At 45.2% G+C, this 17,393-nt stretch carries 17 protein-coding genes; 10 read left to right on the forward strand and 7 right to left on the reverse strand.

Going from position 1 to position 17,393, the window contains the following annotated elements; genetic code table 11:
* Positions 1 to 54: 54 nt before the first annotated feature.
* Genes gspG through K6Y31_RS08060 form a run of 8 tightly spaced genes read left to right on the forward strand, consistent with a single transcriptional unit; the run spans position 55 to position 5,696 of the window.
* Positions 55 to 513, forward strand: a complete 459-nt coding sequence (gene gspG / locus K6Y31_RS08025; RefSeq protein WP_233052279.1) for a type II secretion system major pseudopilin GspG — start codon at positions 55 to 57, stop codon at positions 511 to 513.
* On the forward strand, positions 514 to 1,110 hold the full coding sequence (gene gspH, locus K6Y31_RS08030) for a type II secretion system minor pseudopilin GspH (protein WP_233052280.1): 597 nt from the start codon (positions 514 to 516) through the stop codon (positions 1,108 to 1,110).
* Positions 1,107 to 1,487: a type II secretion system minor pseudopilin GspI gene (gspI, locus tag K6Y31_RS08035; RefSeq protein ID WP_233052281.1), complete on the forward strand. Its 381-nt coding sequence runs from the start codon at positions 1,107 to 1,109 to the stop codon at positions 1,485 to 1,487. The genes gspH and gspI overlap by 4 nt, the downstream gene beginning before the upstream one ends.
* A 1-nt stretch (position 1,488) precedes the next feature.
* Positions 1,489 to 2,259: a type II secretion system minor pseudopilin GspJ gene (gene gspJ, locus K6Y31_RS08040; RefSeq protein ID WP_233052282.1), complete on the forward strand. Its 771-nt coding sequence runs from the start codon at positions 1,489 to 1,491 to the stop codon at positions 2,257 to 2,259.
* On the forward strand, positions 2,259 to 3,248 hold the full coding sequence (gspK, locus tag K6Y31_RS08045) for a type II secretion system minor pseudopilin GspK (RefSeq protein WP_233052283.1): 990 nt from the start codon (positions 2,259 to 2,261) through the stop codon (positions 3,246 to 3,248). Before gspJ ends, gspK begins: the two co-directional genes overlap by 1 nt.
* Positions 3,245 to 4,474 (forward strand): type II secretion system protein GspL, encoded by a 1,230-nt coding sequence (gene gspL, locus K6Y31_RS08050; RefSeq protein WP_233052284.1) that lies wholly within the window; start codon positions 3,245 to 3,247, stop codon positions 4,472 to 4,474. Before gspK ends, gspL begins: the two co-directional genes overlap by 4 nt.
* A complete protein-coding gene (gene gspM, locus K6Y31_RS08055; protein ID WP_233052285.1) occupies positions 4,471 to 4,944 on the forward strand; it encodes a type II secretion system protein GspM in 474 nt (157 codons plus the stop codon). Before gspL ends, gspM begins: the two co-directional genes overlap by 4 nt.
* Positions 4,941 to 5,696 (forward strand): type II secretion system protein N, encoded by a 756-nt coding sequence (locus K6Y31_RS08060; protein ID WP_233052286.1) that lies wholly within the window; start codon positions 4,941 to 4,943, stop codon positions 5,694 to 5,696. Before gspM ends, K6Y31_RS08060 begins: the two co-directional genes overlap by 4 nt.
* A gap of 293 nt (positions 5,697 to 5,989) precedes the next feature.
* On the opposite strand, the gene K6Y31_RS08065 is transcribed toward K6Y31_RS08060, so the two are convergent.
* From K6Y31_RS08065 to yrfG, 3 genes are all read right to left on the reverse strand, one after another.
* Positions 5,990 to 6,952, reverse strand: a complete 963-nt coding sequence (locus K6Y31_RS08065; RefSeq protein WP_233052287.1) for an MBL fold metallo-hydrolase — start codon at positions 6,950 to 6,952, stop codon at positions 5,990 to 5,992.
* A 91-nt stretch (positions 6,953 to 7,043) separates the two neighbouring features.
* A complete protein-coding gene (locus tag K6Y31_RS08070) occupies positions 7,044 to 8,105 on the reverse strand; it encodes a DKNYY domain-containing protein (RefSeq protein ID WP_233052288.1) in 1,062 nt (353 codons plus the stop codon).
* 84 nt (positions 8,106 to 8,189) lie between these two features.
* Positions 8,190 to 8,843 carry a GMP/IMP nucleotidase gene (gene yrfG, locus K6Y31_RS08075; RefSeq protein WP_233052289.1) on the reverse strand — a complete coding sequence of 218 codons (654 nt, stop codon included), beginning with the start codon at positions 8,841 to 8,843 and terminating at the stop codon, positions 8,190 to 8,192.
* Between the two features lie 79 nt (positions 8,844 to 8,922).
* Between yrfG and nudE the strand changes: the two genes are divergently transcribed.
* Positions 8,923 to 9,492 (forward strand): ADP compounds hydrolase NudE, encoded by a 570-nt coding sequence (nudE, locus tag K6Y31_RS08080; RefSeq protein ID WP_233052290.1) that lies wholly within the window; start codon positions 8,923 to 8,925, stop codon positions 9,490 to 9,492.
* A gap of 28 nt (positions 9,493 to 9,520) precedes the next feature.
* Entirely contained in the window at positions 9,521 to 10,327 is an 807-nt protein-coding gene (gene cysQ, locus K6Y31_RS08085) for a 3'(2'),5'-bisphosphate nucleotidase CysQ (protein ID WP_233052291.1), read from the forward strand.
* A 231-nt stretch (positions 10,328 to 10,558) separates the two neighbouring features.
* On the opposite strand, the gene K6Y31_RS08090 is transcribed toward cysQ, so the two are convergent.
* From K6Y31_RS08090 to K6Y31_RS08105, 4 genes are all read right to left on the reverse strand, one after another.
* Positions 10,559 to 11,104 carry a TFIIB-type zinc ribbon-containing protein gene (locus K6Y31_RS08090; RefSeq protein WP_233052292.1) on the reverse strand — a complete coding sequence of 182 codons (546 nt, stop codon included), beginning with the start codon at positions 11,102 to 11,104 and terminating at the stop codon, positions 10,559 to 10,561.
* Positions 11,105 to 11,218: 114 nt separating this feature from the next.
* Positions 11,219 to 12,571 carry a sodium-dependent transporter gene (locus K6Y31_RS08095; RefSeq protein WP_233052293.1) on the reverse strand — a complete coding sequence of 451 codons (1,353 nt, stop codon included), beginning with the start codon at positions 12,569 to 12,571 and terminating at the stop codon, positions 11,219 to 11,221.
* 433 nt (positions 12,572 to 13,004) lie between these two features.
* Positions 13,005 to 16,085 carry an efflux RND transporter permease subunit gene (locus tag K6Y31_RS08100; RefSeq protein WP_233052294.1) on the reverse strand — a complete coding sequence of 1,027 codons (3,081 nt, stop codon included), beginning with the start codon at positions 16,083 to 16,085 and terminating at the stop codon, positions 13,005 to 13,007.
* A 191-nt stretch (positions 16,086 to 16,276) separates the two neighbouring features.
* Positions 16,277 to 17,374, reverse strand: a complete 1,098-nt coding sequence (locus K6Y31_RS08105; protein ID WP_233052295.1) for an efflux RND transporter periplasmic adaptor subunit — start codon at positions 17,372 to 17,374, stop codon at positions 16,277 to 16,279.
* Positions 17,375 to 17,393: the final 19 nt, after the last annotated feature.

Below are 17,393 nucleotides of genomic sequence, written 5' to 3' on the forward strand. Positions count from 1 at the left end.
AGTTTCGTTTAACCCTTAGCTGGCATTAATGCCATTTTTATAGAGAGTGTTGTCATGAGAGTACAGAACAAGCAGCAAGGTTCCCAACCAGGTTCACAACAAGGTTTTACTTTACTTGAGGTGATGGTTGTTATCGTTATTTTGGGCGTGTTGTCAGCCATGATTGTACCTAACTTGCTAGGTAATAAAGAGAAAGCAGACCAGCAAAAAGTTGTGTCAGACATTGTTGCGCTAGAAAACTCACTGGATATGTACAAGCTGGACAACAGCCGCTACCCAACCACAGATCAAGGCTTAGAAGCGCTAGTCAGCAAACCAGCCGGCTCTCCTGAGCCACGTAACTACCGCGATGGTGGTTACCTTAAACGTTTACCTAACGATCCTTGGGGTAGCCCTTACTTGCTAACTAGCCCAGGTGAAAAAGGCAATATTGATGTTTTCTCTGTTGGTCCTGATGGTGAAGAAGGTACCGATGATGATATCGGTAACTGGAACATGGACGACTTAAACTAAATGAAACCGGGTTACCAAGCACCTTTAGCAAGACCGCTAAAGTCAGCCATGGCTGGCTTTACTTTGCTGGAAATAATGTTGGTAATCATGTTAATGGGCTTGGCATCTACCGCGGTTGTGATGACCATGCCCAGTAACTCAGGGTATAAGTCCCTTAAATTAGAAGCGCAGCGTTTAGCTGGGTTTATTGAAGTGATGAGCGACCAAGCGTTAATGACATCTCGCGAGCTGGGCATAGTGGTTGAAGAACAACGTTATCAGTTTGTCTTTTATGATGTTGCTAAAAAACGTTGGTTTCCGTTACCGCCGGGTAAATTTAATACTGAGGTAGCACTGCCTGAAGACATGAAGGTGGCGCTCACGCTTTCTGGTTTTGTTTGGGATGATAGGGATGAGCAAGAAGAGCTATTTGAAGACGAAAGCGTGTTTGATGAGCCCGAGGAAATTATCATCCCACAAATTCATATCATGTCGAGTGGTGAGATAACGCCATTTGTGATGCGCTTTAGTCCAACTGATGAAGACAATAAGTTGTGGATTGAACTGCAAGTGAAAATGACAGGTGAGCTGGCTATTAATGAGGCGCCTGAAGAATGAATAAACATATCTCTTTAACCAAACAAGCGGGTATGACGTTACTTGAAGTGATGGTCGCCTTAGGTGTTTTCGCCTCGGCCGGTCTGGCGGTGATGAATACTGCCAGTGAGCATGTGCGCAGTTTGAGTTATTTACAGGAAAAAACTTTTGCTACTTGGGTTGCTAGTAATCAATTGACCCAAGTAACCCTTGAAAAGCGCTGGCCGGGGGCTTCTTGGGTGAAAGGATCAGAAGAAATGGCTGGACAAACTTGGTACTGGCAATGGAAAGGGGTGGAAACCGCGGATCCAAATTTTAAGGCCCTCGACATCGAAGTGTCTCTGGACGACAAAATGGATGTCGCTATTGCAACCGCTCGAACTTACGTTGGCCGTTAAGATGAGATTAACGCAGCGTGGCTTTACTTTACTTGAGATCCTGATCGCCATCGCGGTGTTTTCAGTACTGAGTTTAGCGGCATATCAAGTGTTACAAGGTGTGATGCGTAGCGATAAAATTTCATCAGAGCACACTGAAAAATTAAAACAAATGCAGCGTGCGATGCTAATTATCGAGCGCGATATGACGCAAATGGTGGCTCGTACCACGCGTAATGGCGCTGAGCCCAATGGGGCTTTGCTCCGTGCGGGTAAGTATATTGCTGAATCAGAAAGTGATGGCATTGATTTTGTGCGCTTAGGTTGGTCAAATCCTCAGGGACAGTTGCCCCGATCTAACTTAGTGCGCGTTGCCTATCGAATTAAAGAGAACAACTTAGAGCGACTGTACTTTTTATATCCAGACGCTGTGTCAGGGCAAGAGCCTGAAGTGCAAGTGCTAATAAAAGGTGTGAATAACTTAACGTTGCGTTATTGGGATAAGAGTTGGCAGGCCAGCTGGACTAATAAAGATAAATTACCTGCGGGCATCGCCATGGAATTCGACTTTGAAGATTACGGCGTGATTTCAAGGCTGTTTTTGACGCCAGAAGGCGAGGCGGTGAAAGCCAAGGTGCCACAAAACCCAGCACGTAATTCATCATCTAATAATACTAACTCAGCGAGTGGGGCTAATTCGACAACAGGTGGCAACTCGACCACAACAGGTGGTAACTCGACCACAGGTACAAACGGCCCTAATGGCGGTCCTGTCAATGGCGGGAGATCATAATGAAGCAGCTAACACAGATAAAACCTTCAGCTCAGCAGGGCGTTGCTCTGATCACAGTATTGCTGATCTTATCTGTGATGGTCGTCGTGGCGACTAATATGACCTCTCGGTTGCAAATGGAGTTGATGCGCACTCAAGGGCAGGTAATGAGTCAACGTGCCTATTGGTACGGCCATGCGGCCGAGGCGTTGGTTAAAATGACCCTAAAGAACGCCTTGAAAGATGATGATGTAGTGAGTTTAGATCAAGCCTGGGCCATGACGGGCATGAGCTTTCCCCTTGATGGCGGTACTATTTCTGGTGAAATTAAAGACCGACAAGGCTGCTTTAATCTTAATGCCTTAGATGCGCCTAACAAGCCTGATGGCCAACGGCCATTAATTGCTAACCAGTTTCAGGCGTTACTTGAAATTGTCGGCGTTGACGGTTATTACGCCGAGCAAATGACCGATTCGACTCGTGATTGGCTTGATGCCGATGATATTGCCATTAGTAGCCAGGGCGCCGAAGACAGTTTTTATCAAGGGCGCGGTGTTCCGCATTTGACCGCCAATGCCCCGATGGTTGATGTTTCTGAATTCAGAGCTATTCAGGCTGTGAGTGCCGGGGTGTATAAAAAATTAAAACCTTATTTATGTGTAGTACCCGATAAAAGTTGGTTGCTCAATGTTAATACTGTGCCAGCTGACCAACCACAGATTTTCCAAGCACTATTTACCCCGATGCTTAGTGAAGATCAGGCACAAACGTTACTTGATGATCGGCCACAAAATGGCTGGGAGAATAAGGAAGAGTTCTTAGCCTCATCATCCCTCGCTGGCTTAACTATCAGCGATGAAGTGAAAGCACAAATTGATGTGAAAAGTCAGTATTTTGAATTAGAAGGCATCGCCGAATTTGATGAAACACAAGTCGCCTTACAGGCCTTGTTTCAAGCCAGTAAAAAAGAAGTTAAGACGCTTAGACGTCAATATGGAGGCGTTCAGTGAGTGAACGATTAGTAGTTCGATTAGGCAGTGAAGCCAACCACGGAATTGACTGGCTTGTTTGGTCGAGTAGTGAGCAAGAAATCATCGCATCTGGGCAACTTAATAATGCCCAGCAGCTGTCGCAGTTAAACGAAAAAGCCGGTGGCCGGCCGGTGATTGTATTATTGCCGGTTGCCGATGTATTACTCACCCAGGTAGAAGTACCCGGTAAGTTAACGCGGCAGCTGCAGCAAGCCTTGCCTTACATGGTAGAGGAAGAGCTCGCAACCGACGTCGACAAATTGCATTTTACGGTGCTTAATTGCAGTGATGGCATGGCGCAATTAGCCGTGGTTGAAAAAGCTAAAATGGATAACTGGCTAGAATGGCTAGAAACTGCTCAACTTAAATGCCGTCAATTTTTGCCTGACGTATTAATGCTGCCTGCTCACGAAGATCAGTGGTCTGCGGTGCAAATGGGAGATGACTGGTTGATTCGTCAGGGACCATACCAAGGCTTTAGTGCTGACGAAAGCTTGTTGCCATTTTTAATGGAGAAATGGTTAGCACAGGATGAGCCAGTCACTGACGGCGATGCCGAAACTGGCGCGCAAGTGATCCAAGCTTATACACCGTTACCTGAAAACGTGGCGGGTAATTGGCAGTTAAATACGCCAGAGTTGCCGATGCAATTACTCGCACAAGGTGCCTTGGCGAGTAACATTAACTTGTTAGTTGGCGAATATCAGCCACAAAAAGAATACTCTAAGAACTGGTTGTTATGGAAACGAGTTGGTATTGCCGCAGCGGCATGTTTACTGTTGGCGGTTGTGTCTGCGGTATTATCGTTACAGCAACTAAAGCAAGAAAATGAACAACTCACTGCAGAAATTAAAGACATCTATGTCACTTTGTTTCCCGATGAGCAAAATATTCGTGAAGCCCGCATTAAAGCGCAGCTAAAGCGTCACTTGGCCAAATTAGAAAACCAAACCCAAGGTACCAACTTATTATCTATGTTGGCTCAAATCCAACCTGCCTTCAAGCAAGTGCCGGGTTTTAAACCAATGTCGCTGAAATATGAAGGTAAAGACAGTGAGATTAGGTTACAAATTAAAGCAAATACCTATGCTGAGTTTGAGAAATTTCAAAGCTTGCTTGATCCTAGCCTCAAGGTGCAACAAGGCGCGATGAGTAATCAAGATAATAAAGTGACAGGTACGTTAACTATCAGGGGGCAAGGATGAAAGATTGGTGGGAGAATCTGGCAACCCGTGAGCGTAACTTAGCTATTTTATCTGCGCTAGTGATCGTTGTGGGGGCTTTATATTGGGGCGTATTTCAGCCATTAAGCAATGCGTTGGCCAATGAGCAAACTCGGCTTAAAAGTAATCAGCAAACCTTGGTTTGGATGAAGTCAAAGGGTCAGGATATTGTTAACTTTCAGGCGCAAAATGCCAGTCAGGTGGGCAACGTAAATCTTAACCAGTTAATTGGTAATAGTGCGAGACAAAGCGGTATTACCATTAGCCGAATTCAGCCTAAGGGTGATGAGCTAGAAGTGTGGATTGACAATATTGAGTTCAATAAACTACTGAGTTGGCTTAAGCAACTGCAAGAGCGTCATGGGGTTGTTACCTTAAATACCGATTTAGCTGTAGGTGATGCGCCCGGCACCGTGAAAGTAAGACGTTTGCATTTAGGAGTTGCTGGATGAAAATTAAATTAAAGCCAGTTGTGATTTGCTTATTTCTGTATGGCTTGTTTTTGGTTTGTTTAATGCCAGCGAAGTGGGCGAGTCAGTTTATTCCACTTACTGCTGGCGTTGAGTTATCGGGCGTCTCTGGCACGGTTTGGCAAGGTCAAGCAGAGCAAGTGATGGTACGCGGTGAAAACATTGAAAAGCTGCAATGGCAGGTTAAGCCTTGGTCTTTATTTACCGCACGCTTAGCGGCCGACATTAAATTTGGTCGAGGTAAAGGTTTAGCTGGTAAAGGTGAGTTAGCTTATGGCTTAGATGGCGGTGAAGCCTCTGACTTAACTGTCACTTTGCCCGTACAACGGGTGCTTAAATACTTGCCCTTACCAATGCCGGTAGAAGCGCAAGGCTTACTGGATTTAAAAATTAAAACAGCCAGCCAAGGTCAGCCTTTTTGTCAGCAGTTAGATGGCTTTTTGTTTTGGACCGATGCCAGTGTTACAACGCCAATGGGTGAAGTGATTTTAGGCGATCCTAAAGTAAAATTAGAGTGTGAAAACGGTGGCTTGGCTGCGATCTTAGATCAGCAATCGGATCATCTAACCATCAGCATGAAGTCGTGGTTGCCCAACCAACAACAGTATCGTGTTGAAGGTGAAATTAAAGGCGGTAAATCTTTAGCGCCGGCGATTAGCCAAGCGTTAGATTGGATTGGCCCACAACAAGAAAATGGCAGCTACCGAATTAGCTTGTCGAATATTCCTAACTAGTTATCTCGGATAGCCGCTTCACAGCGGCTTTTTCGCGGCTTAAAAGCCGCTCCTACAAAAGCTCGATAACTTTACGCAGGGGCGGAATTTATTCTGCGAAAACGGCGGTTACCGTATTCGAGATATCAATATTGTTCTCACAAAAAATATGTTCTCACGTAGGAGCAGAGCTTGCTCTGCGAATATCACAAATTCCCTGAGTAAGCTCAGGTCCTACAAAAAATACGAATCAACAAGTACAACATACAAGTAACGAAATTTATTAAGTAAAAACAAGGCTCTATAAGCGCTCATTAAGGTTTAAGTTTGCTTAGCTCACCCTTGCTATTAAGCTGATAAGTGGTGAGGTCCTCCGCTAAGAACAACTCGCCGTGATAAAACCGCTTCGCTTCCTGCTGCAGGGTTCTAATTGAAAACTTCCCTTCACCGCCAAATCGCGCGCTAAAATGTGTCATCACTAGATTGGGCAAGGCGACTTGTTGGGCAAATTTAGCCAGCTGCATTGCACTACTGTGCATCGGTTCCGGCCCCACTTTATCGGCGATGGCTTGGGTATAGGTTGCTTCGTGGATCAACACATTCGCATTAGCAGCGGCTTGTTGCAGTAACTCGGGTTGATCGTTATCACCGGCGACAATAATGCTCCGCGCCTCATTGTCTAAACGCCAAAAGTCTCGGCCATTGATTAAGCTGCCATCGGCTAAGCACACCTGCTCGCCTTGTTGAATTTTTCCCCACAGAGGGCCTTTTTCGATACCGGCTTGGCATAGCTTCTCTTGGTCAAGTTGGTGAGCAATATTACGTTCAACAAAGTGCCAGGCATGGCAGGGTACGCGATGTGATAGTCTAATGGTTGAGACGGCAAAACCGGCGACCTCGATGTCTTGGTCGAGGCTTTCAACATCAACAAATTCAATTGGGTAGCACAAGTACGTATCGGTTAATTCAAGGGTTAACGGGATAAATTTAGCTAATGCAGCGGGTCCATAAATAGTAAGGGGCGCTTTGCGCCCAGTTAGCGATGCACTGGCCAGTAAGCCGACCAACCCAAAACAGTGATCGCCATGAACATGAGTGATAAATACAGCGGCCAAATTTGCCAGTGAGTAGGGCGCATGCAGTAATTGGTGCTGTGTGCCTTCGCCACAGTCAATTAAGCACCAGTTTTTTTCTCGCTTTAAACGTAATGCCAAGGCCGTTACATTACGTGCTTTCGTTGGTGTACCGGCACTGGTGCCGAAAAAGGTAAATTCCATCTCGTTGCTCACTTCTTTTGTTTACATCAACCCGAGTCCTGGATCAGCAAAATAGTTATTTTGCCTGCGTTTTTGCAGCACAAAATTTATGCTAATCAGCGGTTAAGCGCTGACCATTGAGTAAATAGCCATGTTTGTCGTAGGCGTCTGAGCCTGTTTTATCATCATAGTCTGTCACAACTAGGCTCTCGCGGTCGACATCTGCTAATACAATCGTAGGTGCATATTGTTGGCTCAGGTAAACGCGATGTTTATCTTTCATATAGCTGCGGCCCAAAAACTCAAAGCTAGCAGGATCTGAATCAGCTATCTTTTGTGAGTTATCAGCAATTAAGTCGTACACGCTGTTTTTATCAAAAGCGTAGTATTGTTCATTTTCATAAAGGGTAAAGCTGGCAATATCTGCCTCAGGTAAAATAATGGCATCTTCATAGTAAATATGGTGCTTGTCTTTGGCGACGGGGCCAAATAATACTGTAAAGCTTGCAAGATCAGCGCCAGCAACCAGCATGCTTTCACAATAGAGCCTCTCGCCATCGGTTAAATACGTTGCATGGCTGTCTTGGTGAAAAACTTTGGTCGTGCTTGGGTTAAGATTGAGAGGTGTGGCGTGATAAAAAACCTGATCTTTATCAGCCCAATAGTCATCGTTGTCGGCAAATAAGAGTTTAAAGCTCATCGCGTCGGCATCAGGTAGCGGTTGACCATGATAATAAACCCGCTCAGCATCGCGAGCATATTGTGAGCTGCGATAACTCGGCTCGTTATCAAATACACTAAACGACTCCGCGAGCGCGTCTGGAATAAGCTTGCCAGCGTAATAAACGTTTTGCTCTGTCACGCTGTACCCTGAATTTGATATGCCTTTCATTGTATTGATGACTAAGGTGCCATAGCTGGCATAAACCAGCACGAGGTTAAGAGGTATACCGATAATCATTAAATACTTAGACGGAATAAAAAACAGCGGCCAACCCATCAAACCATAAAGTAAAAATAGCGCACAAGGGTAGAGCAGTAAGCCAACCGTGCTATAGACGGTATTCGGATTATCGGTCGCACCAGGGCCGCCGAACAACATCACGCTGCTTATCCACATCATTGGCCAAAACAGCAGAGCCAGCGTGGTGAGTATTTGAAACGTGGTTAACATATTACTTCCTAGTATCGATTATCTATTTGAGAATCGTTAACACCCTTATTGAGCCTGCTGGGTTAAAGCGCTTTTGTTAGCTGCTTATTTCGGCATTATTTCACTAAAGTGGCTGATGGCTTGATGACGATGAAAGGTTTTCTGGCCTAATTGAGAGTCGGGTAAATCAATGGCGATTAAGTGTTTGATGCCAAAAGTCTTGGCGGCATCTAGAATTAATTCATTATCGTCAATAAACAAGGTGCGGGCTGGGTCAAAGCCAATACGCTGTTGCACTTGATGCCAGAGCTGTTGCTCTTCTTTAGGCTGGCCATATTCATGTGTTGAAATACAAGAGTCAAAAAATGCTACTAACCCGGTGTATTCATTTTTAAGGCGTACACCTTCTGGGTGTGCATTGGTTAATATATGACGCGCCTTATTGGCCTTAATGAGTTGCTTGAGAAACAGTTGCGCATCTTGTCGCCAGTTGATTTTATCGGCCACTTGGTGCTGCAGTTGGTAAATATCAAGCTCTAGGGCTTGGGTCCAAAAGTCGTAACAATACCAATGCATGCTATCGGCAACGTCTTGGTATTTTTGTGCCATTATTTGCTTAGCTTGTGGCAGTGAAATTTGCTGGTGGTCGGCATACGCTTGCGGAACAATATGATTCCAAAGCTGATTGTCATAGTGTAAATCCAACAAGGTGCCGTCCATATCCAGTAGTACTGTGTCTATCTCTTGCCAGTTGAGCATGGTGTTCCTTATAAATATCTGATATTAATGTTCTGTTATGGACAGCAGTGTAACTTTTCTTTTTCTAACAGGCGAGAAGATGGCGAAATCGGCAGAAAAACCTAAGATTATCAATGCAGAGATTGTTGCGCAAAGCCGCTTTTTTAAAGTGGAAGCATTGGATTTATGCTTTAGCAATGGCGAGCAACGCCGCTATGAGCGCATGAAAAGCAGCGGTCGTGGTGCGGTGATGATGGTGCCGATCCATAACAATGAAAGTCTGATTTTGGTGCGAGAATATGCCGCCGGCACTCATAGTTATGAATTAGGGTTTCCTAAAGGCCTAATTGATGAAGGTGAGCAAGCCGAGGTTGCCGCCAATCGAGAGCTAATGGAAGAAGCAGGCTTTGGGGCTAAACAATTTTACCCACTGAAGTCGTTGCAACTGGCGCCGGCCTATTTTGCCAATGCCATGTCTGTTTTCATTGCCGATGACTTATATCCGCAAACATTGCCTGGTGATGAGCCCGAGCCATTAGAAGTGGTGTACTGGCCAATTAAAGATGCATTGCAGTTATTAAACGAGCCTGACTTTAATGAGGCGCGCAGTGTTTGCGCACTTATGTTGGCATTAAAATGGTTAGAAACCGACCCCCGGAAGGGCGTTTAATCGGCGCTAACCTAGCCTAGGAGTGAATATGCAACCAATAGATTATTTAGACTCTGCTTGTCAATTTGCCCGCGAAGCAGGGGCGATTATTAAAAAAATTTACGACTCAAAAGACTACGAAGCCTGCACAAAGGGAGACGACACCCCTGTCACCAGTGCTGATATTGCCGCCCACCAATTCCTTGTAAAAGCGTTTCATGAGCTGACGCCTGAGATCCCGATGTTGTCAGAAGAAGCGGCCGATATTCCATTGGCCAGAAGATCAAATTGGTCTACTTATTGGCTGGTTGATCCCCTTGATGGCACCCAAGAGTTTATTTCTCGCAGTGGTGATTTTGCGACCATTATTGCGTTAGTTCACGATAACAAGCCCGTATTAGGGGTGATTTATGCACCGATAGCGGACGTGTGTTATTACGCGGTGAGTGGTCATGGCGCGTTTAAGCAAGTGGCCGATCAAGCGCCGGTGGCTATTTCTAGTATGCAATACGACGTACAAACCAAACAGCTTAACGTGGCTGTGAGTAAAGTGCAGTCCCTTTCAAAAATCACTAACTTATTGGCCCCCGATTATAACTACAATATGATCCCATTAGGCTCTAGCTCACTGAAAAGCTGCTTAGTGGCAGAAGGCAGTGCTGATTGTTATGTGCGAGTGGGACCAACGGGTGAGTGGGATACGGCGGGGGCACAATGTATTGTTGAAGAAGCCGGTGGCAAAATTCAAAGCTTAAAATTGGAAGCGTTAAGTTACAACGAACGTGAAAGCTTAGAAAACCCTAACTTTATTGTGGTTGGTGATAATCAACTGCCTTGGCAGCGAATTATTCTGTAACTAATCCAAATTTTGGATAAGCGAAATAGTATGCTTTCCTGCAAAAACGCGGTAAATATGTCCCTATACGCTTTACGCTTTCATCCCTGAAAACGAAATTTTGCCGTAAAACATACTTTATCTGGCTACGATAGGATTCAGCAAAACTGAGGTTAACTATTCTTGACCATGAAAAAAAGCCTTCAGGATCAATCTGAAGGCTTTTTATTTAAATTTAAACTAGAGATACGGTTAGACCTTGTAAGGATCGTCAGCAACCAAGTAAGCTAACATTTCAGCTTTATATTCTGAGTCTTTTAACCAAGCTTTTACTTGCTGTAGCTTCTCATAATCGGCATCGCCAAAACGATTTTCATATTGCGCTTTCAGTACATCTGCGGTTTTTTCTAGACGTATATTACGCTGCCACGGGTCGGTGAAAATCTTGTTGAGTTGGTTACTCAAACCAGACTTAACTAACAGTTCCCACTCGCCCTTATCTAGCCAAATGCCATTAACCGCAACACTTAAATCTACTTTATGCTGATGCTCGCTCGACATGCGGTATTTGCGCATCAAGCGGCCTGTAATAGGGCAGATAATCGCCTTAGTTGTTTCACTTGGTTCAATATCAGTAATATCTGTTTCTTGTAGTGGCTCTGGATTTGTTTCTTTCCAACGCAAGTAGTCGGCTAGATAGAAAAAGTGGCCACCGCAATGATCACAAGTCAAAGAGGGCAGTAGCTGGGCTAGGTTTCCTTGGTGTAATTTACCGGTTTCACAGCTGGTACATTGCATTAAAATCGACTCCTTAAAGATGATGTCGCTATTATAAAGGTGAAGGCGCAGCTGAACAGATCTAAATAAAAAAAAGGTGAAGTAGATACTTCACCTTTTAATTTACTAGGTCGATTAAGCGGTAATCGAGCGAACCACTAATAAACCCACTAACACCGGGCAGACAAACTTAACGTATGCCGGCCATATCTTCCAAAACAGGCTATTTTCAATATCGTCATCACCTTGCCTAATTTCAGCCAATACCTTGTTTCGGTGCCATACCCAGCCAGCAAAAATACACACGGCTAAGCTTGAAAGAGGCTGCGCATATTGCGTTGAAATCTGAATAATGACTTCAAATAACGTATTAAAGTTAAAGACGATCAAGTTACTAAAACCAATCGCGGTTAAGCCCACAATCCATACCGCTTTACTGCGATCGATGCGGGTTAACTCACAAACAAAAGCCACTGGCGTTTCTAACATAGCGATAGATGAAGTCAGCGCAGCAATCACTAATAGAAAGAAAAAGCCGGTACTAACGATATATTTTGCTGAGCCCATGGTGTCAAACAAAGCAGGTAAAACTTTAAAAACTAAGTTACTACTTGCGATCAGGTCACCATTGGCATCAAAAATTTCTACTCCTTGGTTCATGGCAACATACATGGCAGGTACGATTAACAAACCGGCTAAAAAAGCCACCCCTGTATCCACTAAGGTAACTTGTGCCGCCAGCTTTGGCACGCTGTCTTGTTTGCTTAAATACGAGCCGTACACCATCATGGCGCCAGAGCCCAATGAAAGCGAAAAGAAGGTTTGGCCTAACGCATTGGCCAGTAAAGTGGCATTAAACACTTGGCTAAAGTCAGGCACCAAATAAGCTTTAAGGCCTTCCATAGCACCGTCTTGGGTCATCATGTAAATGGCACTGGCGATTAACAATAAAAATAGCAGCGGCATTAAACGGGTTGACCACTTTTCAATACCATCCTTAATGCCTTTTTTCACCACTAAAATGGTGATCAAGCCAAACAAGGTGGTAAACACTAAGTTACGAGACAGAGAAAAGTCTGTTAGCCAGATGCTCTTTTCCGTGTCCCCGACTAATTCAACGGCTGGCGCTAAGGTAAAACTAATAAACCAGCCAGAGATAATACTGTAAAAAGTAAAGATCAAAGTGACGACGAGAATGGATACGATACCCGCTGTCGCGCCAATCTGGCGAGTAAGGGGAGAGCTTGCCACACTTTGCATTGACTTCATTGGGTTGGCTTGACCAGCTCGGCCAATTAACAGCTCGGCCACCAACATGGGGTAGCCCAGCATAAAAATAAGCACAAGATAGACCAGTAAAAATGCGCCACCGCCATTACTCGCTGCTTGAGTTGGGAACCCCCAAATATTACCTACGCCGACAGCACAGCCTGCTGCCGCTAATACGAAACCCAGCCGAGAGCTGAATTGTCCTCTGGTTTGTGCCATTTTATCCTCAATTAATGTTGTTGTTTGCTGTTGTTTACGCGCTTTTTATTATTGGCGATGAGAGTTGAGGGGGAAATCCCTCTCTAATTAAATATTCGTTTATTGATACGGGTAAAAAATAAGTGTGCTTTCGTGATTAATTCATAATTAGAATAATAAGTTATGTAATTAACACTTTTCTCACAACTGTTTTTCCTGCGCCTAAACAGATTACTTGCTTACTCAGAGCGTATAAAGCGTCATCTAAAACGGAGCATAGTGTGACCTGAACGAGAAAGTTGTCAAACCTAATCCATGAAAAATGTGAACATTAAAGAGCGAATAATTGTTTTATTGGATTTAATTAGGTTGTTGTACTGTTAATTTAATGTAAGTTGATGGTTTTGTTTGTCAGAGCCAATATGGCCCTGACAATCTACTTATCTTTAGCCGCTTAGGCAGGTTGAGGTGCAGGTACTGCGTGAGTTTTTGTTTTTCCGCGCAGCAGTAGAAAACCCGCTGGCACAAAATAGAAAGAAACCAGTGTCGTTAGCGCGGTGCCACCTGCAATAGCAACGGCAAAAGGAGGCCAGAAGCCGCCGCCTGCTAAGATCAGTGGCAAAAAGCCGCCCACAGTGGTGATGGTGGTAGACGTGATATGGCGAGTACAGCTCATTACACAGGCTAATGCTGCCTCTTTGTTGCCAGCCATGGCATAGGGGTTAGATTTCAGCTCGGCTAAAATAACAATGGCCGCGTTAATCGCTAAGCCAATTAAGCCGAGTAAGCCAATAATCACCGTAAAGCCAAATGGGAATTGACCTAGGTAAACACTGAGCAAACCCAAACCAGCCGCTTGCATGGCCGTCAGCATAATCAATATGCTTAGACGAAATGAATTAAATGAGAGCACCACCACGGTAACCAGCAGGGTCATAACCAAGCCCAAGCTCGCCAATAGATTTCCCACGGCGTCATTACGTTTAGCAGACTCGCCGCCAAACTCTAAACGGTAACCAGATGGTAACGTGAATTGACTCTCCTCTAACTTCTGTTTGAGCTGAGACAGTACGCTCGCCGGTAAAACCCCCTGAGTTAAGTAGGCTTCAATCACATTAACTCGTTCACCATCTCGCCTCGGGATAGCGCCGCGGCTTGGCGCTAATTCAAATTCTGAAATCCCTGACAGTGGGATCATGCCTTGTTGGTTGGAAGTGACATTGAGAGAATTTAAATCAGACAACTCTTGCCTGGCGTCGGGTGCAATGCGGATCCTGATCGGAATGGACTCAGTGGACTCGATAACACGGCTGCCGACTTTTCCCTGAGTCGTACTTTCTAACTGATCGGCTATTTGGGTTAAGCCTAAGCCCATCACTCGGCTGGCCTCTTCATTGACGTTTAGCCACACCTTCGGCGTTCCCGCTAATAAAGTGCCGCGGGTATGCAATACATCAGGAATGGTAAACAAAAGGGCCCGCACTTCGTCGCCAAAGGCTTTCAATTGGTCTAAATTTTGACCGTATAAACGCACCTCAATCGGGGCATTAAACGGGGGGCCTTGTTCTAATTGTCGCACCAAAATTTGCGCTTCAGGCACCGCTTTATCTAATTCAGCTTGTAGTTCATGAATCAAGCGATTGGCAGTGCTAAAGTGATCCGCTGTGATCATAGCTTGAGCATAGTTTTGTGCGCCTTGTTGGCGCATTAACAAGTTGTAGTAAAAGGTTGGCGCGTTGTTACCAATAAACCAATGTACCGATTCAATACCTTGATATTTCGCCAGTATATTATCTACTTCGGCAGTGACGGCGCGGGTGCGCTCGATGCTGGTTTGCGGTGCCAAAAACATTTCAATATGAAACATATCGCGATCAGAGGGGGGAAAGAATTGCTCTGTTAACTGGCCCGCGCCGTAAAAGCCGCTAACGGGAACCAAAAACACTAAGATCACACTGATTTTTGGGTAGTTAAGTGAAAGGCGAACGGTTTTCTTAAATAGATTCGCTAGACCGGGCAGTTGGATCCCATTTTGATACCAGCGGTGATTAGTTTCTTTTTGGCGTAAAAAGCGCCCAGCGATACTGGCCAAAATAGTATGAGAAATAAGGTATGAGCCGATCAACGAAAAGATCACGCTTAAGGCGATACCGCCAACAAATTCACCAGCGGGTCCCGGCATTAAAATGATTGGCATAAACGCCAAAATAGTGGTCAAAGTGGAGCCAAGTAACGGCAGCCATAAATGTTTTAATGAACGCTGCACCGCAAACAAAGCAGACATGCCTTGATGTCGCTTTTGCCCGATAGAGTCCACCATGACAATGGCGTTATCGACCATGATCCCCAAGGCGACCACCAGTCCAGTCACTGACATTTGGTGAATGGGCAGGCCAAAATACTTCATGCAGCTTAAGGTGAACAGCACAGTGACAGGTAGCGATAGCGCCACGATCAAAGCAGATCGCCAACCTAATGTGAGTAATAGCACCACTGATATAATGGCAAAACCAAACAATACGTTGCCCATTAATTCAGACAAGCGTGTTTGTGTGTAGCCATTTTGGTCAAAGATAACCTTACTGCGGATATTACTGGGCAGTTGTTGGTTAAATTCAGTCAGGCTACGGTCTAATGAGGCTGACCAATTATCAATACGCAAATCAGGCAACATGCGGGCCGACACCACAATGCCTTGCTGACCATTAATAATGGCGAGGCTGCTCTCAGGGGTTTTAATGCTACGTTTCACGTCTGCAAGATCGCCAACACGATAAACAAAGCCTTTGTTATCACTCAGTAGAGGAATTTGCCGGATCCGCTCTAACGAGTCTAACTCGCCTCGTAGCTCCAGCTGCATGGTATTGTCATTATTGTGCAATTCACCGGCAGACACTTTGGCATCGGCGGTATTTATGAGTTGGGCAACTTGCGCGCCAGTGAGCCTAAGAGCGGAAGCGGCATTTACATCAAGCTCCACTAGGATTTCTTCTTCAGGGGCTCCTTGCACCTCAACAAAGTCAGTACCGGGCACTAATCTTAAGCGGTTTTGTAACTCACGGCCGTAGCGTCCTAATATGGCCAAGTCATGCTCAGTGCCACCTTGCCAAGTTAGAGCGATAATTCGGGTAAATGCATAGCCGCGATCATCATCTAAGTGTGGTACCGAGCTACCTTGTGGTAACTCCGGCGTAATATCACTTAATAAATCGCGGATCCGAGACCAAACGGGAGCACCTTGAGTGATGTGATCTTTTAATTCAGCTTGGATCACCGAAATGCCCGGACGAGAGGTGGACGTGAGCACTTTTATTTCAGGGAGCTTACGAATTTTACTTTCTATTTTTTCACTAATTAACGCCTCGACGCGCTCGGCAGAGGCGCCGGGATAGTGAGTGATTACTGTAGCGAAGCGGTTCGATATTCTAGGGTCTTCCATGCGCGGCAAGGTATGAATAGCGCCAAGGCCTGATACGATTAACACCACTAACGCCAGCAACAGTAGGCGTGTATTTTGAACCAACATCTTGATCATCTTCGTTGCCCCAGTTGCTCCAGTTGCTGTCTTGTTTGGTGACTTGTCGCCCTGGCACTAGCTTGTGTCAATTGAACTAACATTATCTTGATCATCTTCGTAGCTCCAGTTGCTCCAGTCGCTGTCTTGTTTGGTGACTTGTCGCCCTGGCACTAGCTTGTGTCAATTGAACTAACATTATCTTGATCATCTTAGTGGCTCCAGTCGCTATCTTGCGTAGTGACATGTTGCCCGGGCACTAACTTGTGTAAACCGGTACTAATCACACGCTCGCTATCCTTAAGGGCGCCGTAAACGTAAGCCGATTGTTGATTGGCATGGGCAATGCGCACATCGCGGCGCTCAATCGTAAAGGTGTTATTTTTCCCTTCAACCAAAGCAAAGACATTCCAAGTGCCCCGTAAACCGTCTGTCAGCGCACTCAAGGGCACCCAAAATCCGGCCTGATCTTGTTGTTCTTTTAGGTTTAAATAGGCCAGTTGGCCGGGGATAAAGGTATATTCAGGGGGGATGAGAAAGCGTAATTGAACGGTACGAGTGGCAGGCTCAACAGATGCCCCCTTGGTAATTAAGCTAATGGGGATAGTTTGCCCAGCGATAGTGGCGTTTACTTGTTGGTTAAGGCTTTTATCGAGTTTACTGAGTAGCCGCACCGGTAAACCTATTTTGATCTCTTGTTCTGATAGTTGTAATAACTCAAACACGGGGCTGCCAGCACTAACAACTTGGCCCTGCGCGACTAAGCGCTGGCCTATTTGTGCGGCAAAGGGGGCGTGAAGTGTGGATTTGTTGATTCGCGTTTGATTGGCTTCCAGTGACGCGTTGATACGAGCTTTGTTGGCCCGCAGCGATGCTTGCTTAGCCTTTAATTCATCGACACTCTGCTCTGAGGTATAGCCCTTTTTTTGCAGTGAATATAGGCGAGCTAAATTGGCTTTTACTAAAGCTGTATCGGCTTCTGTTTGCGCAAGTTGCGCAAACAGCTCATTTCGTTCTATCTGCAATAGTTCGGTATCAAGGGTAGCTAAAATAGCGCCTTTTTTAACTTGCTCACCGGTGTTACTGAATAGGCTGGCTATCTTGCCGGAGAGTTCAAAACCGATATTAGCATTTTGCTGCGCAAATACACTGCCGACAAATTGCCGCTCGATGATAAAGCTATCTTGCTGTTTAAGCTTAGTACTTTCGGTATGATGTAACGACGGCTCGGCTTGACTTGAAACGCTGAAGCAGCCGATTAGGCAAAAACAGAAGAAAGTAGATTTGATAGTTGAAAAATATTGGCCCATTTTGCATTCCATGATTATT

Origin of the sequence: Motilimonas cestriensis, from assembly GCF_021295315.1 — a bacterium.
Taxonomy (GTDB): domain Bacteria; phylum Pseudomonadota; class Gammaproteobacteria; order Enterobacterales; family CBDFNC01; genus Motilimonas; species Motilimonas cestriensis.

Coding starts and splice junctions, on each gene's coding strand:
- gspM (WP_233052285.1), top strand. CDS start 4,471: ATGAAAGATTGGTGGGAGAATCTGGCAACCCGTGAGCGTAACTTAGCT.
- nudE (WP_233052290.1), top strand. CDS start 8,923: ATGGCGAAATCGGCAGAAAAACCTAAGATTATCAATGCAGAGATTGTT.
- gspI (WP_233052281.1), top strand. CDS start 1,107: ATGAATAAACATATCTCTTTAACCAAACAAGCGGGTATGACGTTACTT.
- K6Y31_RS08070 (WP_233052288.1), bottom strand. CDS start 8,105: ATGTTAACCACGTTTCAAATACTCACCACGCTGGCTCTGCTGTTTTGG.
- K6Y31_RS08100 (WP_233052294.1), bottom strand. CDS start 16,085: ATGATCAAGATGTTGGTTCAAAATACACGCCTACTGTTGCTGGCGTTA.
- K6Y31_RS08095 (WP_233052293.1), bottom strand. CDS start 12,571: ATGGCACAAACCAGAGGACAATTCAGCTCTCGGCTGGGTTTCGTATTA.
- cysQ (WP_233052291.1), top strand. CDS start 9,521: ATGCAACCAATAGATTATTTAGACTCTGCTTGTCAATTTGCCCGCGAA.
- K6Y31_RS08060 (WP_233052286.1), top strand. CDS start 4,941: ATGAAAATTAAATTAAAGCCAGTTGTGATTTGCTTATTTCTGTATGGC.
- gspH (WP_233052280.1), top strand. CDS start 514: ATGAAACCGGGTTACCAAGCACCTTTAGCAAGACCGCTAAAGTCAGCC.
- gspJ (WP_233052282.1), top strand. CDS start 1,489: ATGAGATTAACGCAGCGTGGCTTTACTTTACTTGAGATCCTGATCGCC.
- gspK (WP_233052283.1), top strand. CDS start 2,259: ATGAAGCAGCTAACACAGATAAAACCTTCAGCTCAGCAGGGCGTTGCT.
- K6Y31_RS08065 (WP_233052287.1), bottom strand. CDS start 6,952: ATGGAATTTACCTTTTTCGGCACCAGTGCCGGTACACCAACGAAAGCA.
- K6Y31_RS08105 (WP_233052295.1), bottom strand. CDS start 17,374: ATGGGCCAATATTTTTCAACTATCAAATCTACTTTCTTCTGTTTTTGC.
- yrfG (WP_233052289.1), bottom strand. CDS start 8,843: ATGCTCAACTGGCAAGAGATAGACACAGTACTACTGGATATGGACGGC.
- gspG (WP_233052279.1), top strand. CDS start 55: ATGAGAGTACAGAACAAGCAGCAAGGTTCCCAACCAGGTTCACAACAA.
- K6Y31_RS08090 (WP_233052292.1), bottom strand. CDS start 11,104: ATGCAATGTACCAGCTGTGAAACCGGTAAATTACACCAAGGAAACCTA.